The 25,560-nt window shown below is 44.4% G+C and carries 25 protein-coding genes, 1 tRNA gene and 2 riboswitches; of the genes, 13 read left to right on the top strand and 13 right to left on the bottom strand.

The window, feature by feature from the left end; all coding sequences use genetic code 11:
- Positions 1-262: 262 nt before the first annotated feature.
- The gene (locus R50345_RS00600; RefSeq protein WP_042123224.1) at positions 263-1,432 is read left to right on the top strand and encodes a S8 family peptidase; all 1,170 of its coding nucleotides are present in this window, start codon (positions 263-265) and stop codon (positions 1,430-1,432) included.
- A gap of 127 nt (positions 1,433-1,559) precedes the next feature.
- Here R50345_RS00600 and argS read toward each other — a convergent pair whose 3' ends face one another.
- The 3 genes from argS to R50345_RS00585 all read right to left on the bottom strand — a co-directional run bounded on the left by argS (position 1,560) and on the right by R50345_RS00585 (position 5,204).
- Positions 1,560-3,245: an arginine--tRNA ligase gene (gene argS, locus R50345_RS00595; RefSeq protein WP_042123222.1), complete on the bottom strand. Its 1,686-nt coding sequence runs from the start codon at positions 3,243-3,245 to the stop codon at positions 1,560-1,562.
- On the bottom strand, positions 3,242-3,685 hold the full coding sequence (locus tag R50345_RS00590) for a YwiB family protein (RefSeq protein ID WP_042123221.1): 444 nt from the start codon (positions 3,683-3,685) through the stop codon (positions 3,242-3,244). The genes argS and R50345_RS00590 overlap by 4 nt, the downstream gene beginning before the upstream one ends.
- A gap of 334 nt (positions 3,686-4,019) precedes the next feature.
- The gene (locus tag R50345_RS00585) at positions 4,020-5,204 is read right to left on the bottom strand and encodes a beta propeller repeat protein (protein WP_052414409.1); all 1,185 of its coding nucleotides are present in this window, start codon (positions 5,202-5,204) and stop codon (positions 4,020-4,022) included.
- Positions 5,205-5,428: 224 nt separating this feature from the next.
- On the opposite strand from R50345_RS00585, the gene R50345_RS00580 reads away from it, so the two are divergent.
- A complete protein-coding gene (locus R50345_RS00580; protein WP_042123220.1) occupies positions 5,429-7,489 on the top strand; it encodes a transglycosylase domain-containing protein in 2,061 nt (686 codons plus the stop codon).
- Positions 7,490-7,692: 203 nt separating this feature from the next.
- Positions 7,693-8,166, top strand: a complete 474-nt coding sequence (locus tag R50345_RS00575; protein WP_042123219.1) for an AbrB/MazE/SpoVT family DNA-binding domain-containing protein — start codon at positions 7,693-7,695, stop codon at positions 8,164-8,166.
- Positions 8,167-8,263: 97 nt separating this feature from the next.
- Here the strand turns inward: R50345_RS00575 and R50345_RS00570 are convergent, their stop codons facing one another.
- Positions 8,264-8,770, bottom strand: coding sequence for a YwhD family protein (locus tag R50345_RS00570; protein ID WP_042123218.1), 507 nt, complete (start codon positions 8,768-8,770; stop codon positions 8,264-8,266).
- Positions 8,771-8,873: 103 nt separating this feature from the next.
- On the opposite strand from R50345_RS00570, the gene R50345_RS00565 reads away from it, so the two are divergent.
- From R50345_RS00565 to R50345_RS00540, 6 genes are all read left to right on the top strand, one after another.
- Positions 8,874-10,880 carry a M1 family metallopeptidase gene (locus tag R50345_RS00565; RefSeq protein ID WP_042123217.1) on the top strand — a complete coding sequence of 669 codons (2,007 nt, stop codon included), beginning with the start codon at positions 8,874-8,876 and terminating at the stop codon, positions 10,878-10,880.
- Positions 10,881-10,891: 11 nt separating this feature from the next.
- Positions 10,892-11,722: a hypothetical protein gene (locus R50345_RS00560; RefSeq protein ID WP_042131747.1), complete on the top strand. Its 831-nt coding sequence runs from the start codon at positions 10,892-10,894 to the stop codon at positions 11,720-11,722.
- Between the two features lie 214 nt (positions 11,723-11,936).
- A riboswitch (cyclic di-AMP (ydaO/yuaA leader) is annotated at positions 11,937-12,075 on the top strand.
- A 53-nt stretch (positions 12,076-12,128) separates the two neighbouring features.
- Positions 12,129-12,557: a C40 family peptidase gene (locus tag R50345_RS00555; protein WP_042131746.1), complete on the top strand. Its 429-nt coding sequence runs from the start codon at positions 12,129-12,131 to the stop codon at positions 12,555-12,557.
- 360 nt (positions 12,558-12,917) lie between these two features.
- Positions 12,918-13,059: riboswitch (cyclic di-AMP (ydaO/yuaA leader) on the top strand.
- 5 nt (positions 13,060-13,064) lie between these two features.
- A complete protein-coding gene (locus R50345_RS00550) occupies positions 13,065-13,556 on the top strand; it encodes a C40 family peptidase (protein WP_042123215.1) in 492 nt (163 codons plus the stop codon).
- A gap of 229 nt (positions 13,557-13,785) precedes the next feature.
- A complete protein-coding gene (locus tag R50345_RS00545) occupies positions 13,786-14,271 on the top strand; it encodes a GNAT family N-acetyltransferase (RefSeq protein WP_042123213.1) in 486 nt (161 codons plus the stop codon).
- Between the two features lie 127 nt (positions 14,272-14,398).
- Positions 14,399-14,755, top strand: a complete 357-nt coding sequence (locus tag R50345_RS00540) for a c-type cytochrome (RefSeq protein ID WP_042123211.1) — start codon at positions 14,399-14,401, stop codon at positions 14,753-14,755.
- A 91-nt stretch (positions 14,756-14,846) separates the two neighbouring features.
- Here R50345_RS00540 and R50345_RS00535 read toward each other — a convergent pair whose 3' ends face one another.
- Entirely contained in the window at positions 14,847-15,134 is a 288-nt protein-coding gene (locus tag R50345_RS00535; protein ID WP_042123209.1) for a 4a-hydroxytetrahydrobiopterin dehydratase, read from the bottom strand.
- Positions 15,135-15,362: 228 nt separating this feature from the next.
- On the bottom strand, positions 15,363-15,656 hold the full coding sequence (locus R50345_RS00530) for a hypothetical protein (RefSeq protein WP_042131745.1): 294 nt from the start codon (positions 15,654-15,656) through the stop codon (positions 15,363-15,365).
- 206 nt (positions 15,657-15,862) lie between these two features.
- Here R50345_RS00530 and motA point away from each other — a divergent pair, with 206 nt between their 5' ends.
- Both motA and motB read left to right on the top strand, forming a co-directional pair.
- The gene (motA, locus tag R50345_RS00525; RefSeq protein ID WP_042123206.1) at positions 15,863-16,666 is read left to right on the top strand and encodes a flagellar motor stator protein MotA; all 804 of its coding nucleotides are present in this window, start codon (positions 15,863-15,865) and stop codon (positions 16,664-16,666) included.
- A complete protein-coding gene (motB, locus tag R50345_RS00520) occupies positions 16,650-17,465 on the top strand; it encodes a flagellar motor protein MotB (protein WP_042123204.1) in 816 nt (271 codons plus the stop codon). The genes motA and motB overlap by 17 nt, the downstream gene beginning before the upstream one ends.
- Positions 17,466-17,573: 108 nt before the next feature.
- On the opposite strand, the gene rluF is transcribed toward motB, so the two are convergent.
- Complete coding sequence (gene rluF / locus R50345_RS00515) at positions 17,574-18,275, bottom strand: 23S rRNA pseudouridine(2604) synthase RluF (protein WP_042123202.1); 702 nt, start codon at positions 18,273-18,275, stop codon at positions 17,574-17,576.
- Positions 18,265-20,592, bottom strand: coding sequence for an ATP-binding protein (locus R50345_RS00510; RefSeq protein WP_042123200.1), 2,328 nt, complete (start codon positions 20,590-20,592; stop codon positions 18,265-18,267). The genes rluF and R50345_RS00510 overlap by 11 nt, the downstream gene beginning before the upstream one ends.
- Positions 20,593-21,033: 441 nt before the next feature.
- Here R50345_RS00510 and tadA point away from each other — a divergent pair, with 441 nt between their 5' ends.
- Both tadA and R50345_RS00500 read left to right on the top strand, forming a co-directional pair.
- Positions 21,034-21,507, top strand: a complete 474-nt coding sequence (tadA, locus tag R50345_RS00505; protein ID WP_042131744.1) for a tRNA adenosine(34) deaminase TadA — start codon at positions 21,034-21,036, stop codon at positions 21,505-21,507.
- Between the two features lie 42 nt (positions 21,508-21,549).
- The gene (locus tag R50345_RS00500) at positions 21,550-22,119 is read left to right on the top strand and encodes a GNAT family N-acetyltransferase (protein WP_042123198.1); all 570 of its coding nucleotides are present in this window, start codon (positions 21,550-21,552) and stop codon (positions 22,117-22,119) included.
- A 94-nt stretch (positions 22,120-22,213) separates the two neighbouring features.
- Here the strand turns inward: R50345_RS00500 and R50345_RS00495 are convergent, their stop codons facing one another.
- From R50345_RS00495 to serS, 5 genes are all read right to left on the bottom strand, one after another.
- Entirely contained in the window at positions 22,214-23,305 is a 1,092-nt protein-coding gene (locus R50345_RS00495) for a hypothetical protein (protein ID WP_042123196.1), read from the bottom strand.
- A gap of 104 nt (positions 23,306-23,409) precedes the next feature.
- Positions 23,410-23,562 carry a small acid-soluble spore protein P gene (locus tag R50345_RS00490; protein WP_042123194.1) on the bottom strand — a complete coding sequence of 51 codons (153 nt, stop codon included), beginning with the start codon at positions 23,560-23,562 and terminating at the stop codon, positions 23,410-23,412.
- Positions 23,563-23,574: 12 nt separating this feature from the next.
- A complete protein-coding gene (locus R50345_RS00485; protein ID WP_042123192.1) occupies positions 23,575-23,916 on the bottom strand; it encodes a hypothetical protein in 342 nt (113 codons plus the stop codon).
- Between the two features lie 173 nt (positions 23,917-24,089).
- Positions 24,090-24,178 (bottom strand) — tRNA-Ser (locus R50345_RS00480).
- Between the two features lie 68 nt (positions 24,179-24,246).
- Positions 24,247-25,533 carry a serine--tRNA ligase gene (gene serS / locus R50345_RS00475; RefSeq protein ID WP_042123190.1) on the bottom strand — a complete coding sequence of 429 codons (1,287 nt, stop codon included), beginning with the start codon at positions 25,531-25,533 and terminating at the stop codon, positions 24,247-24,249.
- Positions 25,534-25,560: the final 27 nt, after the last annotated feature.

Here is a 25,560-nt window from a genome sequence, read left to right as displayed (position 1 = left end):
CCCGTGTGAGACTTTTACTCCCTTTTATTATTAAAAAAGGCGGAGGAAACCCTCCGCGCATGACTGTATCCACGCCAAGGATCGGCTCCTTACGTGATGTTACAAAGAGAGTGTTAATCTCTTCTGTCTATTTTATGTAAAGCGCCGTCTTTTGACACGATGGGCAGCCCATTTCGTTAAAAAAGGGCAAGTTCCCATTCGGACCCCCTCTTCCACTCATACAATATGGCAGCAGGGCACCGAGGAGGGGACAGCAAATCCTATGGACTATCACAAATTTTGGCACATGCTTCTTGAAGAAATATCGGTTGCCCCCAACAATGGTGAGCGGCGTATTCTTACCTTCAATGATCCCCGCCAGTATGCCGGAGCATTTACACAATGGAAGGCTCTGAAAGCGAAGCAGCCCGAGCTGCGGCAAGTGCAGGTATCTCCGCTGATTCGGGCCTTCTTTGTGCCTGCTGCCGGAGCTGGAAAACTAATGAGCCGATTTGCAGACCTTCTAAATGTTGAAGAGGATCTACAAATACAAATCCATTCTATAGCTAACGAAAAGAGCGGAACCGCCACACTCCCATGGGGAGTGAAAGCCATTCATGCCCCTCAGGCATGGTCTAAATCAACTGGAGTTCACGTTAAAATCGGCGTAATCGACACAGGTGCTGATTACCGCCATCCCGATCTGAAGCATTCATTAGCCTCTGGGGTCAACTTACTACACCGCGGGATGTTGCCGCTAGATGATAATGGACACGGGACTCACATCGCCGGCACGCTTGCCGCGGCAGGCGGAACACGCGGGATGATGGGCGTAGCTCCACGAGCGTTGCTATATCCAGTCAAGGCCTTTGATCATAGCGGCTCCGCCTATGTGTCGGACATAGTACTGGGCATTGATTGGTGTGTGCAGAACAGAATCGATATCATCAATATGAGCTTCGGAATGAAAACTAGAAGCAAAGCACTTCATAATGTGGTTATAAAAGCGTACCGAGCCGGAATCGCTATCATTGCCTCCTCAGGGAATGATGGCAAGCGTGGCGGAGATTACCCCGCACGTTATCCTGAGACGATTGCCGTGGGTGCCATCGATAAAAGACATCGTGTTGCCGGCTTCAGCAACCGCGGTTCTTACATCGATGTATACGGCCCCGGCGAAGGCGTGCCCTCCTGTTGGCTAAGGGAGGGCTACAAAGAGATGAGCGGCACCTCCATGGCGACCTCGCATGTTACGGGAGCCGCTGCACTGCTGCTCGCGGTGCGACCGGGGCTCTCGCCAAGGGAGCTGAAGCTGCTCTTGCGGCGCACCGCATCCCCGGTGCGGCTGCGCAAGGGGCAGCGACGCGCATCCCTTGGCGGCGGCGCTGCCGATGCCCTACGCCTGCTGAAAGCAGGAGTTAGGGCCAAGCGGGCGGTCTCCGCGAACGTATAGACCCTACCCGGGCACCGGGTGGGTCACTCTGACGTGAGCGCAGCTTGTGCCGATGCGAAGAACGGCAAAAAATAAAATCCGCCTCCGGGGGAACCGGAAGGCGGATTTTTTGTCGTTTGATGTTGAATTACATGCGATCCGGTGCAGAAACACCGACAAGACGCAGGACATTAGCAATGGTAGTGCGCGCAGCGCCAAGCAGGGCAAGACGGGCTACTGTTTGAGCGGCATCCTCTGTAATTACACGTTCAGCTTTATAATAACTGTGGAACATCGCAGCCAGCTCATATACATAACGGATGAGGCGATGTGGAGCATAACCTTCCGCAGCAACAGCAATTTCTGCTGGGAGCTCACCAATTTTGCGCAGCAAGTCATATTCATGCACTGCTGTCAGCTTGGAGAAGTCAATCTCAGCGTAATCAGGAATGGAGATCCCTTGCTCTTCTGCCTGACGGAAGATACTGCAGATACGTGCATGCGCATATTGAACGTAGAATACAGGGTTCTCATTAGAAGTAGAGATCGCCAAATCCATATCGAAATCGAGATGGGAATCCATGCTACGCATGGTGAAGAAATATCGAATCGCGTCGATTCCTACTTCCTCCATCAAATCTTCCATCGTAACCGCTTTGCCGGTACGCTTCGACATTTTAACCTTTTCACCATTCTGGAACAGACTGACCATCTGAGCAATCAGAACCACTAGCTTCTCAGGATCATTGCCAAGTGCTGCCATCGCTGCTTTCATCCGCGGAATATAGCCATGATGATCCGCACCCCAAATGTTAATCATTTTATCGTAACCGCGGCCATACTTATCGCTGTGATAAGCAATGTCCGGTGTAAGGTAGGTATATGTGCCATCGTTCTTAATCAGAACGCGGTCTTTATCATCGCCATACTTAGTCGTTTGCAGCCAGGTTGCCCCATCCTGCTCATATACTTCTCCACGATCACGAAGCTCGTCTAGCGAGCGTAACACTTCTCCGTTCTCGTACAGCGAAGTCTCACTGAACCAAATATCGAAGTTTACGCGGAATAGCCCCAGATCGCGTTTGATTTTATCGAGCTCTTTATTAAGTCCATAGGTCCGGAAAAAAGCTGCGCGGTCACTTGGGCTCATTTCGAGCAGTGTATCACCCTTTTCAGCCACAAGCTCTTTAGCAAATCCCTTAATGTCCTCGCCATGGTAACCGTCTTCAGGCATTTCTGCTTCTTGGCCCAGCTCCTGCAGGTAACGAGTTTCAATGGATTTACACAGGTTGACTACTTGGTTACCGGCATCATTAATATAATATTCCCTTGTCACCTGATAGCCTGCATAATCGAGTACATTGCAAAGCGCATCGCCGACAGCAGCACCACGAGCATGTCCTAAATGAAGGCTACCCGTTGGATTGGCACTGACGAATTCCATTTCAACCTTCTGACCTTGACCGATGTTAATACGGCCATAATCATCACCCTGCTCAGCAACAAGGCTGATAATTGGGTACAAATAATTCTTGGACAACGTAAAGTTAATAAAGCCTGGTCCGGCAATCTCAGCCTTTTCAATAGAAGCGCTGCTTGTATCCAAATGTTCTATAATTGCCTCAGCAATCTGGCGCGGATTACGTTTTGCGATTTTGGTCAACTGCATAGCAGCGTTCGTAGCCAAATCACCATGTGCCTTATCTCTTGGTACTTCCAGTACGATATCCGGAACCTCTTCCGGTGCAACAATTCCTGCATTCACAATTGCATCGGCAATGGCTTCTTTTACCCGTTCATTTACAAGCTCCAACGGATTCTTTCTCTGTGTCATAATTTCGGTTCCTCCTGTATATGCAAACTAATAGCAAACTTTCCTGACAATTCATCGTAAACGTACAAATCATATTCCCATTCGACCGTTAAGGAACGCCCTTCGCGAACCACGTCCAGCTTGTTCGTTTCTGTAGAAAGATTAAACTGTGTATATGGCGAACGATAAAATCCCGGTAGACGCCGTCCAGATTGAAAGCTCTGTTCCGACTGTATCCCACCGTGGCGGATTAGCTTTAGCTGATTGCCTGCAATCTTTATTGTTGTACGAACAGAAACTTCCTCTCCTCGAGGGCCCTGCTCTAACTCTTCATATTGAATATATAGATGCGGTCCTTTGGATACTACCTCTCCATTCGCTTTCATAACATTCCGCTGACCCTCTTGAAGGCTTACGAGCGTAATAGAGACGTCATATTTGTCAGACTGTAATTCGGGCATCACACGTTCCTCCATTCTGCAAGCCTCTGCATTCTGCATAAGAAAAACGTCTATCGTGAAACTTAAACATTTTTATATTTTATCAAAGGCCTATTCGCTTTCCCATTGTACACTATATCCAGTTCAAAGAAGCATTTCAATCTTTGAATCCAATAGATCTAGCTTAGCTCATAAAATTTTACCATATTGATGGATAAAAGCACACTTGGAACATGTAGTAAAACTGCACATGAGTGCACCCGGCTTCATAATCACAAAAAAACGGTCCCCTCAGGAACCGTCTAGTTAACTATAACGCTCTGTTAACTCGCTTACTACCTTTACAAATCACCGATTACAAGGACAGAATTTTTAACGAAAACCTAAGCTGCCAAGAAGCGCCACCATCTTTCGTTACATATAACGATGCATAATCGCGCTCGCGAACGGCCAGCCAGCCTTCTTTATTACTAGTGAAAGAGATTACCCCATCATACCCAGCAATCGCCGGAAGATTGGTCCACTGCTTACCACCGTTATACGTGCGTCCTACCGCTACTTTTTCTGCTGCGTCGGAATAACCCACCAAGAAGGTCGTACTGTTCCCTATCAGCTCCAAATTTCCCGGTCTGCCAGACGCAGGCCCTTTATTTACTACAGCTTTTCCACTACCCGGAGCAGGTCCACCCCCAGCAGTTTCCTGAGCGATCACTCTATTCCAGCTTTTACCCTTACTCGTACTTGTATATAGGGAGTATGAGGTTTGACTCATCCCTGAGCCGCCAAAGAGAACCACATCAACTTGATCTCCCTTTGAAGTGATTTGCCCATACTCTGGATCGGTAAAGGCTACCTTTAACGATAAACTCCAAGTTTTGCCACCATCTGTAGTCTTCATTACCCGGTAGCCGGTTCCAGGCACAGTTACAACGGCCCAGCCGGTATTACGATCACTGAAATAAGCACCGCGTGTATTGGATGGGGTTGAAATCTTACTCCAGCTAAGTCCCCCGTCCTTGGTGTAATACGTTGATGCCCTGTTATACCCGAAACCAATCTTACTGTCGATAAAATCGATTCTTTCAAAGCTAACCGCTTTATTCGAAAGTCTTTTCCATTCTGAGCCGCCATTAGAGGTACTGATTAAATATCGAGCTTGACCGTCTTCTACAGAAGCAAGGGCAAAACCATGCACGTTATCGGGAAAATCAATCTGTTTAAAGCTCCATTGGCCTTCATAAATCGCTTGAAAATTGCAGCCTCCATCAGAAGTGCCAATCATAAATCCATTACCTGCTGCCCGTCCGATATCTCCATTCAAAAACTGAACATCAGAAAAGGTAAGCGGTGTGGATACGTCTCCTGAATGCTTATTTTGCAGAGACTGTAGTAGCCCATGGTCTCCAGTGCCGCAAGCCGCAGGCGTGGCTGATGCCGCAGCATGTACAGAAGAAGCTGATGCACCCCAGCCTGAAACCATTATTAACGTCGCCGAAAGGGCGGTTATTGTCGTTCTGTGAATCTTTTTCGTCCAGTTCATAGTGACACCTCCTATTGTATATATACCCTCGCTTTCAATCTCTACTCTTTTATACCTCCTGAAGCACGCATGATCCACCATTGAATAGTCACAAAATGGAAACAGTTTGTCATCTCCTATTTAAATCGCCTCCGGCAATAGTCCCTTTCACAGATCGCCTAGTTATACAATGAATATCCTTCCAGTTCCTATCCCATAATACAAGGAGAAGGGAGTCTGGTGCCATGACACGTGAATCAACAAATCCACCTAAACGAAAAAGCCGCTTCCGCCGTTTATTCCGGCTGCTGCTAGCCATGATTATATTGTTTCTACTGACCACGGGAGCTCTGCTCGGTTACCTATATCAAAAGGATCTTCCTCCCATTGGCGACGATGTGCGCTCCAAGCTACTCGACTCCAGAGGCAATATTCTTGCCACCTTTACCTCAGACGGGCGTAGCCGTGAACCGGTCAAATTAAGTCAAATTTCTCCCCTGCTTATTGAAGCCACACTAGCCGTCGAGGACCGTAAGTTTTACGAGCATTCCGGATTCGATATGAAGGGGATGGCGCGGGCCGTACTCGTCAATCTGGAAGAGGGAAATCGAACACAAGGCGCTAGTACGCTAACTCAACAGCTCGCGAGAAATCTCTATCTATCCCACGAAAAGACATGGACGCGCAAGGCCAAAGAAGCCTTGTATACGATGCAGCTTGAGATGAAATACAGCAAAGATGAAATCTTGAACATGTATTTAAATAACATCTACTATGGTCATGGTGCCTATGGCATTGAAGCAGCCTCTCAGATGTATTTTGGCAAATCTGCAGCAGATTTAGACTTAGCAGAGAGTACCATGCTAGCTGGGATTCCAAAAGGACCGACCTACTATTCGCCATACAATCATTTAGACAACGCTAAAAAACGCCAAAAAATTATTTTGACCGTCATGACTAATTTAGGAGAAATTACGCAAGAAGAAGCGGGGCAGGCAGTGCAGGAAGACTTGAACTTAAAACCACAAGGCCAGAAGGATACCACTGTGGCTGCACCTTATTTCAGAGATTATATCCGCAATCTCGCCACAGAATCTCTTCACATCAGCAGTGATGAGCTAGAGCAAGGGGGACTAAATGTTTACACTACCCTAGACCCTGACATGCAGCATGCCGCAGAACAAGCCGTCGACAAAGAGATGGATCAAAAGAGTGATCTGGAGACGGCTCTTGTTTCCATTGATCCTCGAACTGGCTACATTAAAGCAATGGTCGGCGGAAAAAATTATCGTACCAACCAATACAATCATGCTCTAGCCACTACACGTCAGCCTGGCTCATCCTTTAAGCCAATCATGTATTTAGCCGCACTTTCTTCCAAAGAGATGACGGGTCTTTCCGTTTTCAAAAGCCAGCCAACGATGTTCCATTATGATAACAATCGCAAAACCTACCAGCCTCGGAACTTCGGGGATAAGTATCTAGGGGAAATCAACATGCGACAAGCTATTGCAGCATCCGACAACATTTATGCTGTGAATACAATCATGAAGATCGGTGCGGATAAAGTGAGCGAGATGGCAGCCAAGATGGGCATTGACAGCCCGCTTCAAAGTGTTCCTTCACTGGCACTCGGCACCTCACCAATCAGTCCGCTAGAAATGGCTGCAGCTTTTGCTGTTATAGGAAACAGTGGTCAGAAAATGCCCACCACTGCCATTCTAAAAATAACGGATTCAAAGGGTGTGGTCCTGTATGAAGCTCCACAGCCAAAGGGTGAAGCCGTTGTAGAACCTTCTGCCGCCTATGTGTTAACCCGTTTAATGGAGGGAGTATTTGAGACTGGAGGAACTGGGAACCGTGTAGCTTCTATAATCAAACGTCCGGTAGCCGGCAAGACTGGAACTACGGATACAGATGGCTGGATGGTAGGCTTCACCCCCGAGCTATCCACTGCTGTTTGGGTTGGATATGACAAGGGGCGCGACATTACAACTACCGACGGTCGACGGGCAGCTCCAATTTTCGCGGAGTTCACTGAAAAAGCTCTGGAAAATATCCCGCCTAAGATTTTCCCCATTCCAGATGGCGTGGTTAGTGTATACATCAATCCGCAGTCCGGCAAGCTAGCGACAGCAGCCTGTCCCGAAAAAGAACTAGAGACTTTCATTAGTGGAACTGAGCCCACCGAATACTGTGATCAGCACGGCAAAGGTCCCGCTGCCGATGATGCACAAAGCAAAGTAGATCCTGCTGAAGAAAATCGTTCTCTGTGGAACAATATTAAGCGCTGGTGGTTGAATTAGCCCTCTTCATTTATTGAAGAGGTTTTTCTTTTTTATAACTTATTTATTGCAGAATTGATAGGATGGGCAAATTCAATTTTCACTTCTCCCGCAAAGGATGTAACCGCTTCATTTTATGTAATCACCCCATTCTCTTAACTCACAATTACTGCTATAATAGTTAGTAGCAACCAAAATATAAAGATGTAAATGAGGGACATGGGATGAAGGATACAGGCATGATCCGGAGTTTAGACAGTCTTGGGAGAATTGTGGTTCCCGCAGAAATCCGTATGACTCGTAATATCGACATTGGTGATCCTATCGAATTTTTTATATTAAACGATAACACCATCATACTCAGGAAGTACACCTCGACAGAATGTACGTTTTGCAGAAGCCACGACCATGTCACCTACTATAAAGAGCAATTTATTTGCAGTAGCTGTCTAAAAGAAATTGCCGATCCTGAACGCATGTCTCAAGCGCCGGAGACACGCCAAGATTTTGCTAGCGAAGTGTCAGAGCACAGCAGCACGATCCGGAAGACGAAAACAGAGGATATGTGCCAACGCCTGGAGCGGGCCATAGATGATCATCCATATGCCAATCAGAAAGAGCTTGCTGAAATCCTGGGGATCAGTCAAGCCAGAGTAAGTCAACTCAAACGCAAACTTAGTACGGGAAGCAAATCGTAAACTAAATTCATGTATAGCAAAAAAGGCTTCGACTCTCCTATTTCAGGGTGTCGAAGCCTTTTTACTGTATCCTTTAATCTTGACCGGGTGATTGTTCCTACTCGGTCAGAGCAGCCTTGAGTTCATCGGAGGATGCGGTCCACCATGCCTCATTATGAGAGATCAAGAGGGATTTTAGCGCAGCCTTTTCAACTGCACCAAGCCCTCCCACATCGATTTTGCGTTTTAGAGCCCCATCCAGCTTATTGACATGCTCGGCGAGGATTTTCCAGCCACGACGCGCTTCCGTATCAATCCACATTTCACAAGCTGTTATTCCACCATAGAATTGACTATCCTGGGTACGGTCCACTGCTACCCATACCACCCAAACCTGTCTTCCATTAGGTACATCTTCACGGTTCATGGAGAATTTAATACCCTTTTCAACCTTACTCTTGGCATGCATGGCACCGATATCAATGACTGCTTCACCGCCATCAATAATGACAGGCGATACGTTATTGAGCTCAATAGAGCCTGCTCCAAAGCCTTTATGTTTACTTTTGGCATTCACAATATTTAAGGCAATCTGTTTCTTGCCCTCCGGTTGTATGTTGTCCACGAGTGCACACCCTTCCTCTTACGAATAATTTAATTTTAGCTAATAATGCGGCGATTGCAAACATATACATCCCGTAGATGCTTGTCACGGGAGGAATCACAGTATGAAGTCACTGTCATTAAGGTACATTATCATCTTTGCGACCCTGGCCGCCCTCGTGCTACTAGGAGGAATATGGGTCTATTCGGGGGATAACTCCACAACTTCTGTTACTAGCTTTGTTTCAAAAGAGGCCAAGTCCTCCAGTGGCACAGCTCCTGCTGCTGCACCACAGCAAAATCTTCCTGATAGCGCCCCCGTTCCGGCAGAGGAAGCATTAAGTCATCGGGTTGTCGAGTACCACATCGATGTTCAGCTTGTTCCAGATACAGAAACCTTAATCGCTTCTGAGACGGTAACCTGGACACACCCCGGTGTAAAACCTGTAAGTGATCTATATTTTCATATGTACCCAAATGCTTTTGCCTCACCAGATACTACTTTTATGAAGGAATCCGGAGGAACGCTCAGGGGTGACACCATGCCAGAGAACGGCTTCGGAAGTATGACTCTAACCGATCTGCGCACGACAGAAGGAACATCGCTAATGCAACGAGTACAATTTGTACAACCCGACGATGGTAACGTCAACGATAAGACACTCCTAAAGGTGCATCTCCCACAACCGGTTAATGGAGGAGAAAGTGTCACACTTAAACTAAAGTACGAGGTCCAGCTTCCCAAAATATTTGCCCGTATGGGTACATCAGGGAATTTCGTGATGGCTGGGCAATGGTTCCCTAAGCTTAGTGTATACGAGCCTATGGGCACACGCGGGGTTAAGGAAGAAGGCTGGGATTTACATCAATATCACGGCACCTCTGAATTTTACAGCGATTTTGGCATCTTTAATGTAACGATTGCAGTTCCTTCTAACTATACGGTAGCTGCGACCGGATTTCCTGTAAAGAATGCCAAACTGAAACAAGATCAAAAAATATATCAATTCTACGCTGATGATGTCCATGACTTCGCTTGGGCGGCTTCCCCTGATTTCACAGTAGCTGAAGAAGCCTTCTCTACACCAGAAGTACCTGGTGTACGGATCAAGGTCTATCTCGATCCATTGCACAAAGACTTAAAGGAACGATACCTTCAGGCCGCTAAGGCTGCCCTGACCTACTTCAGTAAATGGTATGGTCCTTATCCCTACTCCACTCTGTCTATTATCGTTCCACCTAAGGAGGGTAATGGTGCAGGAGGAATGGAGTATCCTACGCTCATTACAGCCTTTGGAGCCACGGACTCTTCACCTGATACTTCACTTGAGAGAACCGTCGTTCATGAAATTGGCCATCAATACTTCTACGGTATGGTCGCCAGCAATGAATTCGAAGAGGCTTGGTTAGACGAAAGCTTCACTTCTTACGCTGAAGACAAACTCATGGAGCAGGAATATGGTGTCAAAGCTAATCTCCCTCTGCAATCTAGCCTGGTGACCAAATCAGAGCCGCTGAACTTAGAGACATGGAAATATGACGGGGCAGAATCGTATAGCCGAAATGTATATATTCGCGGAAAGCTAGTACTTAAGGATATTGAACGCCAAGTAGGCGCTAAAGCAATGAACAGTATCATGTCTACTTACGCACGTAAATTCCGTTTCCAGCATCCCACTACATCTGATTTTCAAAAAGTCGTTGAGAAGGTAACCAAAAAATCGTGGCAGCCTTATTTCGAGGATTATGTTTATGGTGGCGGTGCTCCTGATTTCTCAGTAGATACGATTACGATTAAAAAGAATGGCAGCAGCGAGGCTCAGAGCTACGAATCCATAGTGAAAATTACAAACAAAGGGAGTCATTACGTTGACGTTCCCATTAAATTCACATTCGCTGACGGTTCTGCGGCAGAGCGGGTCTGGAACGGTGAAGGAGCAGAGACTACGTTTCAGCTGTTAAGCGATAAACTTCTCCTCTCTGCTGAGATTGATCCTGAGCATACCGTTCTTTTAGAAAACAAACATCTTAATAACTTCAGACTGGCGGAAATAGAGCCCAAAACACTCTCCCGCTGGACGTTAAGTGTAACTAAATTAGTTGAAACTGTGCTCGGAACTCTTGTCTGGTGAGGTGAATGATTGTGAGAACATCGATAACCCGCGGCTGGCAAAGCATGAAGGAGCAATTTTATATTCTGATTCTGCTCTTCATCTATCGACTGCTCTGGGGCTACTTTATGTACGGCTTCATCCGGTCTGCTATCGTTCCAATTCTACTGCGCTACCCAGATAAAGACGCTGGAGGCAGTGGAATGGGTAGACTACTCTATTATGTCGAAGGGCAGTTCAGCTTGAACACAGATCCTGAGATACGTAATTGGTTATGGATGTTCCTAGGGCTTGTTCTCTTACGACTGCTGCTCTCCCCCTTCATAAGAGCAGGATTACTGCATGAACTCCATCAGGAGAGAAAAGGAGAGCGAGGCCTGTTCTTTTTTCCCGGCATGAAGCTTTATGGATTTCCAGTGTTTATCTTTAGTTTAATCGAATGGGTGCTGGCTCTATTGCCGTTATACTGGCTCGCTCCAAAAATGTACGGGCTGTTCTTATCTTCCTTTCTGAACTCCTCTTTGTTACTTCATCTACTTCCATACGTATTGGCATGGCTTATATACATCTTTATCGTTCGCCTGTTCCTTCTATATATGCAGTTTGGTTATACCAGCGGTACGGGGATGTTCTCTTCCCTATTCATCTGTATAAAGTCACTGATTCCTGCACTAGGCATTTCAATCATACTTGGTGCAGCGGGCCTTATCCTTCTGCTAGTGTGCGGACTATCCGGTATCTTCTGTCCTGGCCTGCCGGCACTTCTTATTCGTCAACTCTCATCACTGCCCTCGACACTTTTCAAAATGTGGGGAATCTCCGCTCAATATCATCTATGGCGCAGTAAAGCATTTCCACAATAATTTATGGCATTACAACACATAATATAAGAGTCCCGGTTCCTAAATCAGGAGCCGGGACTCTTTCGCGTTATAGACAAATTATGACGATTTGCAAAATCGTAAAGACTTTGTTACAATAAGTCCTGTTCCATTAGTAACAAGTTTGTAATCATTTGAAACGATTTCTACATAACTTCATGTATTCATCGTAGTCTTGTCGATAAGTCACTATCTGGTGCATAAAACGCCGAATTCCTTGCACCGGGAAGTGGGGGAACCATATTTTGGGTGAATTGATCTCGCTTTGCAGTGATCATAGGGGAACCTTCTACCGAATCCTTAAGCTAACCTCACAGGCATTGGAAGGGGTACAATTTTTTTGAAGAATTTAAGAAAAGCATGCGTCGCTGCGGCGCTGGGACTTGTGATGGCGTTCTCTATTGGTGGAGGAAGTGCCTTTGCAGATTCTAAGATGGACAGTGTTATTTCAAAGACAATTGGAGTTGCCTATAAAACCGGAGGCACTAGCACTGCCGGGTTTGACTGTTCTGGATTCACTACGTATGTATTCAAGAAGGTGGGTCTTTCTTTGCCCCGCACTTCAAAAGCTCAATATAATGTTGGAACTCCTGTAGCCAAAAGCAAATTGCGTTCAGGTGACCTAGTTTTCTTTAACACATTGGGCAATGGCGTATCCCATGTCGGCATTTATGTTGGAAACGGAAAATTCGCACAATCATCATCTTCATATGGCGTGACCATCACTTCACTTAGCCAGTCCTACTGGGCCAATCGCTACGTTGGCGCTAAAAGAGTAATGAGTACTTCCTCATATCAAGCTGTAGCCTACGATTAATACTTCCCCACAACTATAACCTCACAATTACAACTATATAGACCTGGATTTGATTATCACCTTAATCGAATCCAGGTTTTCTTTTGCCTTATTATAATCTTTACACCTCTAGAACAGACTTTAAACACTTTTATTTGATAAAAATTTCAATAAATATAAAAATAAGTTTAATATTATCGCTTACATATGCATTTTGTCTTTAAATATATGAATTTTTCTGCATGATTAGGTTAAAAACGATTGCCAAGCGGCACTCTGTTTGTTACAATAACTGCAGTAAGATTTTAGTAACATTTTTGTAATCATTAAGTTGTTATTTACAAAGGTTTTGTCATGTATTGATTACAAGCTATTCCTAATCAACAGTCTGAGCCGAGTTTCCTAACTATTAGGGAAACGGGGGAACCAACTTTGGGTGAATTGACCTCCATTTTTAGAGGGGTCATAGGGGACCTTCAACCGAACCCTTAAGCTAACCTCGTAGGCATCTGGAAGGGGTATAAACTTTTGAAGAAGAAGTTAGCAGCAGCTGTACTCAGCTTTTCCATTATCTTCACCATCGGAGCAGGAAGCGCTTTCGCGGATTCCAAAATGGATAAAGTGATCGACAAGACCATCGGAACTAAATACGTATCCGGCGGGATCTCCACAAATGGATTTGATTGCTCCGGATTTACAATGTATGTTTTTGATAAAATCGGTATCAACCTACCACACCAATCAGGTTCCCAGTATCAAATGGGTACTGCTATCTCCCGAGATGATTTAAGATCAGGAGATCTTGTATTCTTCAATACAAGTGGTAAGGGTGTTTCCCACGTCGGCATTTATGTCGGTGAAGGCAAGTTTGCACACGCATCTTCCTCACGCGGTGTAACGATTAGCTCCCTGAGTGATAGCTACTACGTAAAACGCTATATCGGTGCTAAACGGATTATGAGCACTGATGCTTATCATTCTGTTGCTTCTGAGACAGAAGATAATGATGATGTTCAATAAGTAGAACGTACATAGGCTCTTTTCCAAGAGGTTAATTCTTGGGGAAGAGCTTGTTTTTTTGTCTTATTTAATATTTACCCCTCTCAAAATTTGTAAAACAATATTCCTTATAAATTTTCTGAGTCGATGCCCCCTCTTTTTGTATATAATTAGTTACAAGTATAAACGCCTTCGGCACTCGTAAGGACGGCAAGCGTTATAACCCACGTGAAAGGAGGTCTTTGACCTTATGATAAATCCCTCGGTTACTTTTCATGTAACTCCTATGGAGACTAGTCACGCGGAAGAGATATGCAATTGGAATTACATCCCCCCTTATAATATTTACGGCTGGATGCCGTGGGAACAAATGCAGGCTCTAGGCATCGAGTTCGGTGATCCTCAGCTACGGAATGAGCAATATGTCTCCATATTAAATGGGCAAGAAGCTTTGTGTGGATTCGCGCAGTTGTTCCCGATGGAAGGTGTTGTACGTTTGGGGATTGGCATGCAACCTGATCTATGCGGTAAAGGGCTAGGCAAATTATTCATGGATGCAATCGTGCAAGAAGCCTTGCTTCGTTATCCTGAGCGTGAGATTGATCTAGAGGTATTGACCTGGAACCAGCGGGCGATCCGAACTTACCAAAAGTGTGGATTTACGATTACAGATACGTATGAGCGCTTAACCCCATCAGGAAACAAACCTTTTTATTGCATGGTCTATGAGAAATGATATTAAAATCCATATTTTTCAATCAATTGATGGTATTATCGTTCATTTTTTTGTCACAAACCCTATGATAACGCTTCACCTTGAGCTATAATGTAGGGAGCAGCTTACATAGAAGGGACGAACTGGGATGCAGAAATGGATCATGAGCGGTTTGTTTTTTGCCGCCTGTGCCTTTGCGGTAGTACTTATGTTTACACTTCCAGGTAAAGAAGAGGTAGCTGAACAGAATAAACCCACAATGCCGGTAGTTCAATTGGATGCGGCAAAGGCAGAAGCAACCGTGAAAGCCAGCTGTATCACCTGTCACGGCGATCAGCTTCAAGGTGGAGTTGGCCCTAGTCTTCAAAATGAAGGCGGTCAGCATGATGCTGAAGAAATCTACAGCATCGTCACTAAGGGACGCGGTCAAATGCCTTCCTTTAAAGAAAAGCTAGCCCCTGAGGAGATCGCAAACGTCGCCCTCTGGCTCTCAGAGAAAAAGTAACAGTAACTACTACCTAAGCAACTAAAAACGCCCGTGCCAGAAGATAGTTCACTATCTGCGCACGGGCGTTTATTTATGAGTTTGGGTGACACTAACGATTTTTCTCAAAGGCTTCATTAAATTCATGTGCCTCTCGAATATCTAGAGCTGTAATACCGTCTTCCTCATTTGATTTCAGTCGTAAAGTCACTGTCTTATAATCAATCGTAATATGTGGATGGTGATCAAAGGCTTCTGAAATGGTGGCTACTTCATCAACGAAAGCAATACCCTTCATATATTGGCTGAACATATATTTTCGCACCATGGTATTCTCTTCGAGCTTCCAACCTTCCAGCTTGCTGATCTGCTCACGCAGTTCTTCTTCCGTAAATAACAATTCGTTTCCTCCCTTACTAAAAATTGCAGTAAAATCCGCAGGTCCCTTTACTCGTCTTATTCGCTAAACAAAACATCCCTTAGCTTCTGAGGTCCAAGGGATGTGCCAGGATAAAGGCAATATTTTCGATTAAATGTATTCAAGAATCCCAGCGATTATAACTCGGCTACACCAATTTTAACACGGGCTACTAACTACGGGCAAATTACGCCCCGCCGCCCCCTCTTCCTAAATCAAAACAACAGAGGCTAAATCCTCTTCTCCGACTAAAATATTAATGCGGTGCGTGTCCTTATCGTAGATGATAACGCCGCTCCCCACCTCAATCATAGGTTCATTACCCAGCGCGAAGAAAAGATCCTCAGCTAGCGCCTCCCATACCTCCATCTTGGATTCCTGCGGCAATTCTTGCCACTCTTCCGGATCCATTTCAAAAAATAAGTACCCATCGGAAATTCTTCCGACAGCCTCAGTCAAATCCGTTAGGATTTCACCGTAATCTCTACCATGCTTTACACCCACATGTATCACTCCGTTTTCTCCACAGATGAATAATTACTTACCTTATCCATTATAGCCGAAAAAATGACTTCACAAAAAACGGAATGATGTCGATAAATAAGAATATACGTTATTCGGTTTCGCACAGAGTGCCTTGCCGCTATTTCAAGGATGATATACGCGGCTTTGTCGGAACACATCTTATAATCTCATGGACGAGGTGCATAATGGAAATTTCAACAATACTCGGTTTAATTTTTGGTCTAGTTGCAGTAATTTGGGGTATGATCCTCAAGCACGCTCCTCTTCACGCTTTAGCCACACCCGCTGCTTACGTTATTATCTTAGTGGGGACGGCGGCCTCCATCTTTATGGCCTTTCCAATCTCGGAGGTCAAAAAGATTCCAAGTCTGTTTAAAATAATTTTTGTCAAAAAGAAATTAATCAGTAAATCCGAATTAATTACTATGTTCATGGAATGGGCTTCTATTACACGGCGTGAAGGTCTACTGGCTCTTGAGTCTAAAGTCGATGAAATAGAAGATAACTTCCTCAGAAACGGCATGCGAATGATTATTGATGGGAATGATCAGGACTTTGTCCGCGATGTTCTCATGGAGGACATCCACGCCACAGAGGATAGACATAAAGCAGGTGCACTCATTTTCACACAAGCAGGTATGTATGCTCCTACACTTGGCGTGCTCGGGGCTGTTATCGGACTTATCGCCGCTCTGGCTGATATGAGTGATATGAACAAATTGGCTGCAGCAATCGGGGCTGCCTTCATCGCAACACTACTCGGTATCTTTACAGGTTACGTATTATGGCATCCTATTGCCAATAAGCTAAAACGACTTTCCAAACGTGAAATTGAAGTTCGAATGATGATGGTCGAAGGTCTATTGTCCATACAATCCGGTGTATCCACTATTGCCATCAATCAGAAGCTTGCTGTCTTCCTAACACCTTCGGAACGAGCTAAGTTAAATGATGAGAAGGAGAGTGGATCGGGTGAGCAAAAAGACTAGACACGAAGAGCATGAAGAACACGCCGATGAATCGTGGCTACTGCCTTATTCTGATCTTATGACCCTTCTGGTAGCCTTGTTCATCGTAATGTATTCTATGAGTGCAACGGATGCCAAAAAATTCGAAGAGATGAGTCAAGCCTTCAGCTCCGCTCTTAATGGCGGTACAGGTGTTCTTGAAGAACGGGCGGCAATGCCATCTAAGAGTCAAGAGGATTTAGGAAAAAATGATCAAATGGATAAATCAGTAGCCAAGAAAAATGAACAAACAGAAATGGCTAAGCTGCGGCAAAAGGAACAAGAAGATTTAGAGAAGCTTAAAAAGCAGTTTGATCAATATATCAGCAAGAACGGTCTTACCGATCTTCTCAGTACTAAGCTCAATCAGTCTCAGCTTATGATTACGATAAGTGATAATGCGCTGTTCGCTTCCGGACAGGCTGTAGTTAAAGATGATTCTCGGCAATTAGCAAAGTCCATCTCAACCATGCTGCAGCAATTCCCGGATTATGATGTAGTCGTGCAAGGACATACCGACAATATTCCTATCTCTAATAGCAATTATTCTTCCAACTGGGACCTAAGCGCGGATCGTGCTCTTCAGTTCATGAAGATCCTGTTAACGAATACGAACCTGAATCCACGCAAGTTTAGTGCGATCGGATACGGGGAGTACCACCCTATTTCTGAAAATACTACAGCTGTTGGACGAAGTAAGAACCGCCGGGTTGAAGTGTCCATTATTCGTAAATATCAAGAAACCAAAGAGTTCTCAGGTATTGCTCCTTCCGATGAATAATGGTTGTCCTAGTTCAAAGCATAAAGAGCTGTCCCAAGGTCTTAGACCGATGGAACAGCTCTTTTTTTGATAAATTGTATTCATAATTAGATCACTATTTCTTCTAGACTATAGAAGTTTGTAGTTCAGTGTAGCTCCAAGTTCTTGCTTTTCTTCAGCAGACAATTCACGCCATTCTCCAGTTTGTAATACCCCTAGACGAATATTCATAATCCGAATGCGTTGCAGCTTTCTAACCTCGTAGCCAAAAGCGCTGCACATACGGCGAATCTGACGATTCTTGCCCTCCGTCAAAATAATACGGAATACACGCTCTGTAATACGAGTGACCTCACAAGGTAGCGTCTTCTCACCTAATATCTTTACGCCGCTGGACATGCCGGTAATAAATGATGGCGTAATCGGTCTGTCTACAGTAACCACATACTCTTTTTCATGCCGACCTTCGGAGCGTAAAATCTTGTTAACGATGTCCCCATCGTTAGTAAGCAGAATCAATCCTTCTGAATCCTTATCGAGACGCCCAATCGGGAAGATTCGCTCATGATGACCTACAAAATCAACAATATTCCCCTTAATATGCTGCTCTGTAGTTGAAGTAATACCCACTGGCTTGTTTAACGCAATGTAAACCGTCTGGCTTGATGTTTCAAGCGCAACACCATCTATTCGCACATCATCACCCGGAACGGCCTGACTGCCAAGCACAGCAGGTTCTCCGTTGATCGTAACTCTACCGCCTTCTACCAGCTTGTCTGCTTCACGGCGTGAACAGTACCCTGTCTCACTGATGAATTTATTAATTCTCACGTTGTCCTTCACTCCGTTCATCCTTAATATTAAGCCAAGGGGTATCCGTACCAGCTGCAGGCAGCTTGATCATAACAGTTGTCCCTTGACCTACTTCACTTTGTATATCCAAATGACCCTTATGAGCCTGAATAATACGTTGGCTAATCATTAGCCCAAGGCCTGTTCCCGACTCTTTATTAGTAAAGAAGGGTTCACCCAGCTTAGGCAACATATCCTTAGGAATTCCTTCACCTTGATCTGAAATGAGAATGAAGACAGAGTCCAAGGTGTTTCTTAGCTCCATTGAAATCACACCACCATCTGGCATAGCTTCAATTGCATTTTTGACGATGTTTATAAACACCTGCTTTAGCTGGTTCACTTCACAATGTACGGTAGATGGATGTTCAGAGAATATGGCACTAAACTGAATCCCAAACAAATGAGCTTGACTGTCTAATAGAGAAACTACATCACCAAGGATGTCCCGTACATCTTTTTCCTGGAAATGAACAGCTTGAGGCTTGGCCAAAATCAAAAATTCACTTACGATCAAATTAATCCGCTCCAGCTCGGATAACATCAGTTCAATATGGAGTGGAACCAGAATCTGCTTCTCTTGTTGAAGCTGTAAAAATCCTTTTAGCGTTGTAAGCGGATTACGAATCTCATGGGCTACTCCCGCAGCTAATTGGCCTACTGTAGTCAGCTTCTCAGAGCGTCTAAGCAGTTCCTCCATTCGGTTACGTTCCGTCATATCACGTGAAACGTGAATAAAGGAATGCGGATACCCGTCTTCATCACGAATTACCGAGGTACTAACACTAACTTCAACTATTGTTCCATCACGTTTAAGTCTTACGGTTTCAATGGGTGGTAGAACAGCACCATTCTTTAACGCATTAAGCCGCTCTTCCTCCTGCTTAAGCGCTGTCGCAGGTACAAGGTACGGCATATTACCCAATACCTCTTTGGCACTCCATCCATATAGTTCTTCGAAGGCTCTGTTCGTACTAGTAATTCGGCCATCCATATCGATCGTATGAATCGCATCAGAAGTTCCGTTAATGACGGACTCCAAATGCTCCTTAACCGCTCGGTTCTCTTCCAGTGTCTGTTTGAGTCGATTGGTGCGCTGCATGAGGTGAGCCGTCATAGCATTGATTCGCAGAGCCAACTGTCCTAGCTCATCCCGGCTTGTTACCTTTAGAGGAGGCTCAAATTTCCCTTTAGCTACATCGTTCACTTTGGCAAGTATCGCCTGAATCGGACGAGTAACAAATCCAGACAGTATGTAACTACATAACAAGAATAAGGTAAGCAATAACAGTGACGTAGTCAGACTATTAATTAATTGATCATGAACCACAGATGAAATCACAGAGTAATCCAAAACTACTCCTATCACATAAGCTTTCAGTCCAGGCGATTGGATAGGAATGTAGCTTTTGAGCACTCTTTTTCCATGTACTTTCATTTCGAGCGTAACCGGCTTCTGCTTCCCTTGAGCTAATAGAATCGCCTGTCTATCCCGCTCCACGTTACCATAAGTATAGGTGCCGTACTTAATGGGGCGGTTCCCCAGCTTCTTATTCAGCGTGTCGCTTCCGTCCGCCTTCATACTTGCAGAAGCAAAGGTTGCCGGGTTAAATCCTGTCAATTCTAAAATCCCCGGATTAGCTTCTTTAGTTCTCGATGCAATTTGGTCGGGATTAGTGATTTTGACGTAATCGCTGGCCTCCGTATTGAGAATAACGGGATTGATGATGTAGTTACTCTCTTCATCACGATAATAACCCCACTTCTCAATGAAATCGGGATTGTAGGTTGAATATTCAAATGGACCTGACCAAAAATGGTCCAAGGCCTGACCCTGACCCACGGATACCTCCTGATTATCGAACAACTCCAAAAAGGCCAGGTACCAGTACCCCCAATCTTTTGTGGACATCCCAATATCACCAGGTACCGAAGACCTTGCTACTACGACATCGTTATCAGTCTTTACCAGAATTGAAATATTAGACACGCCCACCTTGGAAGTTAGGGCTTTAAGTTCTTCATTCGTCACGTTCTTATAGTCTGGGTCCAATTCCTCGGAGGCAAAGATAGCCGCCATCCTTAAATTATGCGCAATTTGATATTCTACATAGTTAGAGCTATAGTTACTTTGTTCTACAGAAACGGCCATTTGCATAGCAGTTAGTTGCATATTATTAATGCTTTCATTCCGTAGATTATTTTGGGCGGCATAAAGGTTAAATGTCAGGTTCAGTGCTAAAATTAGCAACACCGCCCCAAAAATAATAGCAGATAGTTTTGTCTTTATGGACAAACTGTTTGTTCACCTCTTATCCACTGGTAAATCCTTGCGGGGCCTACAATAAACATCATACCTTTTGCCCCCACATTTGAAAAGACATTTCAATGAAGCATTCAATTCAAGGAATATTGAAATTCAATGGGTCTTTATCTACAATATACAAGTATAAACGCCTTCGGTGCCCTTATAAGGACGGTAAGCGTTTTAGCAAGAAATATAAGAATAAAGGATAGCGAGAAATATATAATTTCTTATATTTTAAAAAACCATCCACATCTTATGCACATATAAACATTTTATTATAGAACGATGTGCACAAAAATGTGCATAAGTAGGCGGTTATCCACAGAGTTATTCACATTTTGTTAAGAACGAATATTTGTTCGTTGTACAATGGATATAAAGAAAGGGAAGATGATCTTGAATATTAGAGCGGGTGAATCGCTAGATGATATGGTGGCGGTTCATGAACATTGGATGAGGCAGGCGATAGCAGAAGCCCATAAAGCTGAAGCATTAGGAGAAGTTCCTATAGGGGCGATCGTCGTACGGCATGGTGAAGTTATCGGACGCGGATACAATTTAAGAGAAACAACAATGGATTCAACAGCTCATGCAGAAATGGTAGCCATTCGTGAGGCCAGCAAATTCATGAATTCGTGGCGACTGCTGGATTGCCAGCTTTATGTTACTTTAGAGCCTTGTCCGATGTGTGCTGGAGCGATTGTACAATCAAGGGTACCCCTCACTGTATATGGCACTCCCGATCCTAAGGCTGGGTGTGCTGGAACCCTCATGAATTTACTTGAAGAGCCGCGGTTTAATCATCGTACCGAAGTCATTCAGGGGGTTTTACAAGAGGAATGTGCAGAGCTACTGACCTCATTCTTTCGCCGTTTACGTCAAAAGCCACCGAAACAAGCATAAACACCATCGGCGTCCATATTTTAAAAAAAGGAGAACCCTGAAATGACCCTTACTTTATATCATACCTCACAAAACATCTATATTTCTCCACTAGAGCTAAAGGATGCAGAGAAATTACTGGAGCTGCGCTTGAATAATCGGTTGACACACGAACCATTTGAACCTAAACGCGATGAGCAATTCTACACGCTGGAGAGTCAACAAAGGATCATTAATCAGCGTCTGGAGGATGCGCTGGAGGACAGAGCCTATATGTTCGGTGTCTATCTGCTTGATGGACAACTAATAGGTCAAATCACGCTATCTAATGTCTCAAGAGGTGTAGCTCAGTATGCGGATTTAGGTTATTTGATGGACCATAGGATGCAAGGACAAGGCTATATGACTGCTGCGGTCGGATTGATTCTAGGCTACGCTTTTCGAGCCTTAGGTCTTCATAGGGTTCAGGCAGCCATCTTATTGCATAATGAGGCTTCCCGGAAGGTGCTGGAGAAGAGCGGATTTAAACCTGAAGGCATCGCCCGCCAGTATCTCAAAATAAACGGCCAGTGGCAGGATCACCAAACCTACGCAATATTGGCCGAAGATGTGTTACTGGTTGAACCTAAATAACTTTTTACTGACTCGTTCAGGATTCTTCTATTAAAAAGACCCGCATGGGCGTATATCATACGCGACATGCGGGTCTTTCTCTCATAACTTCTTATTAATAAGTCCCCAAGCTACCGAATTGCTCCTCTAGTTGATCCATTGTAATTACATCATCGCCTTGAGGAATTCCAATCTTGAACTCTGGCTTCTCATTGATCTTGTCATATTGACCTGTTCCGTTTACTGAGAAGGCTACGTTCGTACCATCTTCTGGATCATTAACTTTAATGTCCATCAATAAATCTTGGTACACAGGGAATCCGTCTTTATTGATCGCTGTATTGTAGTGGAACTGATTAATCGTAAGATACTTATCAAGATCTGCCAAGCTCTTATCGAATTCAGTTCTAGTTTCACTTGATGTGATCTCTTCTTTAGCCTTAGCTAGATCCGCATCATTAATTTGCAGCATATCCTTGTATTCTTCCTTGCTCACAATATCAATGATTTTTGGCAGGGCATTATTCACAAAGATGGTGATTGCTTCTTTAACATTATCGTTCGTCACTTTGAACTGAACGACTTGCTTAGCTTCAACACCCTCTGGCAAATTTGCTTCCTTTGGACTAAGCTCATTAAAATATTTTCCTTCATCATATTCGGCTAATACAGTGTCCATGACTTCATTAGAGAACTTTTGCATTTTCTGCGTATCCAGAGAGTTTGGATTAAATTCAGCACCCTCTTGCTCAGCCAATGCCTTGAGATCCACCTCTACAAACTTGTTAACGATTGTCTCCGGAATCGGGAAGAACGGAATCGATGGAATCTTAACATACAGCTTCTCAGTGGTCATCACCATAGGGACATTGAAGCTCATGCTCATATCACCCTTGAGATTCAGAACCATAGTTAGCTCTGTCTGCATTGGATCAGCCTGATAAACCCCATCAATGGTTATATCAGCGTTCTTAAGCATGCTGAGTACCTGTGTTGTCATTGCAGCAGATTCAGCATCAGCGGTCTCGATAGTTAGATCATTGATCGAGAACTTACTCTTCATCTCATATGAAGACATCGTGGTCGCTTTTGTAGCGGCTGATTTTAAGGCCTCTTTTGGCGCCTCCTGTTTACTTCCACATCCCGGCAGAATTACTGCTGCTGTTAGCAACAGCGCCGCGGCCGATAAACCCCATTTTTTGTTCATTATTTTTCTCCTCTCCCATGTGAAAAAAAATCTCCCCCCTCTAATGATAAACTATTTGTAAAAATCAAGAAACACTTCTTTATAATTCTTATTGTTTTTATTTGTTATCCCTGCGGATTATGATGGTCTACATGATTAGCTTGTTTCACCTTTTTAGATCCAGAAAGTGGCTTTGGTGCTGAAGAATGATGCTCCTTTCTAGGTTGACCATCGGTGGGTTGTGCCCCGGGAACTGGAATACTCTTTGGCTTTGACATTGTTCATTCCTCCTAAGGATTAGTCATGTTCTGAAGAGCCTGAGCACATTCGTGTATTTGCCGTGTATACTGCTGTGCTAATAGCTGCACTGCATCGCTATGCTCATCAATATGAATTCCACTCTGCTCCACATCAAGCAGATCAACAGCAACCTCCCTGCTATCTACATACTTACAGCGGAAATCAAGGGAGTAACCTTGACGTCCCGCTGCATTAAAATGAATCAGCAGACTATTCGGGTCACCTTCATCTGCCAGTACATTAAAACTGTCCCCATCCTCCATTAACGCAGGCAGGCGTTCTTGCCAGGCCGAGACAAGATTATGCTGATCTACTTCCAATTGTCTGTCCATAATTATGATCATCCTCCTTCTCTAATACATTGCGGAGAAATCAATCTTTTTATTCTCAATGAACTTAGGCACATTAAACAATAACTAAAATTGTACTAGTTCAAGCACAACAAAAAAACCGCCCCCAGAGGAGACGGTTTCTATCTACTTATTTCTTAAAGTTCTTAAAGGAATGGCGGAGAGGATGGGATTCGAACCCATGTGGGCTTGCACCCTAACGGTTTTCAAGACCGCCCCGTTATGACCGCTTCGGTACCTCTCCAAATGCATATAAATTTCACATGCATTAGTAATTGTACCATATGGTGTAGAGAAAAAGCAACCCTTTTATTAAATAGATTTAGGTTGGATCGATTTCGCATTGCGCATATACGGTTGTAGACATTCCGGAATCAGCACACTTCCATCTTCTTGCTGATAATTCTCAAGGATTGCTGCAACAGTACGTCCAACAGCCAAAGCAGATCCATTCAGTGTATGAACAAATTCAGGCTTGGACTTTGGATCTTTACGGAAACGAATATTTGCCCGACGCGCTTGGAAGTCCTCCGTATTCGAGCAGGAAGAGATTTCACGGTACATTCCACTCTCAGGCAGCCATACTTCCAAATCGTACGTCTTAGCCGAAGTAAAGCCCATATCAGCTGTACATAGCCCAAGTACACGATAAGGCAGTCCCAGAAGCTGCAGCACACGTTCAGCATCTGCTGTCATTTTCTCTAACTCCTCATAAGAGGATTCAGGTGTAGTAAGCTTCACCAGCTCTACTTTGTTGAACTGATGCTGACGAATCAAGCCGCGAGTATCACGGCCCGCTGAACCCGCCTCAGAACGGAAACAAGAGCTGTATGCTACATGGTACTTAGGCAGGTCTGCTGCTGTCAAAATCTCTTCGCGATAGTAGTTCGTTACAGGTACTTCCGCTGTAGGAATCAAATAGTATTCAGTGTCACGTAGCTTAAACAAATCTTCCTCAAACTTAGGAAGTTGTCCTGTTCCGTATAAGCTGTCTTTATTTACAATGTAAGGTGGCAGCATTTCTTCATAATTATGCTCACCACTGTGAAGATCCATCATAAAGTTAATTAGCGCCCGCTCTAAACGTGCTCCCAATCCTTTATAGAAAACAAACCGAGATCCCGTAACCTTAGCTGCAGCTTCAAAATCAATAATATCGAGCTGCTGTGCAAGCTCCCAGTGTGATTTTGGAGTAAATCCGAACTCTTTGGGCTCTGACCAGCGACGCAATTCAACGTTATCGTCCTCGGACTTCCCTACTGGAACTGAATCATGGGGAATATTCGGAATGCTCATAGTAAGTTCAGAAATCTGAGCTTCCAATTCGCGTACTTCGTCATCGAGCTCTTTAATTCGATCAGATACTGTACGCATTTCTGCGATTAAGTCATCTGCTGGCTCACCATTCTTTTTCTTCTTGGCTACGTCACCCGATACCGTATTACGACGGTTCTTAAGACCTTCTGTTTCTTGCAGTAATTCACGTCTGCGTAGATCAAGTTGTGGAAAATCAGCAATCAAATCCAGTGATTTACCCCGTTTCTCTAAGGCTTGTTCAACTCGAGCGTAATCACTGCGCAATACTTTTACGTCTAACACAAAGTTTCCCTCCTGAAAACAGCCTAA

Origin of the sequence: Paenibacillus sp. FSL R5-0345, from assembly GCF_000758585.1 — a bacterium.
Lineage (GTDB): Bacteria > Bacillota > Bacilli > Paenibacillales > Paenibacillaceae > Paenibacillus_AQ.
Note: the sequence above shows the minus strand (reverse complement) of the source record. Positions and strands in the feature narration are given on the sequence as shown.

Excerpts from the sequence above, each read along its gene's own strand:
- R50345_RS00600 (WP_042123224.1), top strand. The coding sequence starts at position 263 with ATGGACTATCACAAATTTTGGCACATGCTTCTTGAAGAAATATCGGTT.
- argS (WP_042123222.1), bottom strand. The coding sequence starts at position 3,245 with ATGACACAGAGAAAGAATCCGTTGGAGCTTGTAAATGAACGGGTAAAA.
- R50345_RS00590 (WP_042123221.1), bottom strand. The coding sequence starts at position 3,685 with ATGCCCGAATTACAGTCTGACAAATATGACGTCTCTATTACGCTCGTA.
- R50345_RS00585 (WP_052414409.1), bottom strand. The coding sequence starts at position 5,204 with ATGAACTGGACGAAAAAGATTCACAGAACGACAATAACCGCCCTTTCG.
- R50345_RS00580 (WP_042123220.1), top strand. The coding sequence starts at position 5,429 with ATGACACGTGAATCAACAAATCCACCTAAACGAAAAAGCCGCTTCCGC.
- R50345_RS00575 (WP_042123219.1), top strand. The coding sequence starts at position 7,693 with ATGAAGGATACAGGCATGATCCGGAGTTTAGACAGTCTTGGGAGAATT.
- R50345_RS00565 (WP_042123217.1), top strand. The coding sequence starts at position 8,874 with ATGAAGTCACTGTCATTAAGGTACATTATCATCTTTGCGACCCTGGCC.
- R50345_RS00555 (WP_042131746.1), top strand. The coding sequence starts at position 12,129 with ATGGCGTTCTCTATTGGTGGAGGAAGTGCCTTTGCAGATTCTAAGATG.
- R50345_RS00545 (WP_042123213.1), top strand. The coding sequence starts at position 13,786 with ATGATAAATCCCTCGGTTACTTTTCATGTAACTCCTATGGAGACTAGT.
- R50345_RS00540 (WP_042123211.1), top strand. The coding sequence starts at position 14,399 with ATGCAGAAATGGATCATGAGCGGTTTGTTTTTTGCCGCCTGTGCCTTT.
- motA (WP_042123206.1), top strand. The coding sequence starts at position 15,863 with ATGGAAATTTCAACAATACTCGGTTTAATTTTTGGTCTAGTTGCAGTA.
- tadA (WP_042131744.1), top strand. The coding sequence starts at position 21,034 with ATGGTGGCGGTTCATGAACATTGGATGAGGCAGGCGATAGCAGAAGCC.
- R50345_RS00500 (WP_042123198.1), top strand. The coding sequence starts at position 21,550 with ATGACCCTTACTTTATATCATACCTCACAAAACATCTATATTTCTCCA.
- R50345_RS00495 (WP_042123196.1), bottom strand. The coding sequence starts at position 23,305 with ATGAACAAAAAATGGGGTTTATCGGCCGCGGCGCTGTTGCTAACAGCA.
- R50345_RS00490 (WP_042123194.1), bottom strand. The coding sequence starts at position 23,562 with ATGTCAAAGCCAAAGAGTATTCCAGTTCCCGGGGCACAACCCACCGAT.
- R50345_RS00485 (WP_042123192.1), bottom strand. The coding sequence starts at position 23,916 with ATGGACAGACAATTGGAAGTAGATCAGCATAATCTTGTCTCGGCCTGG.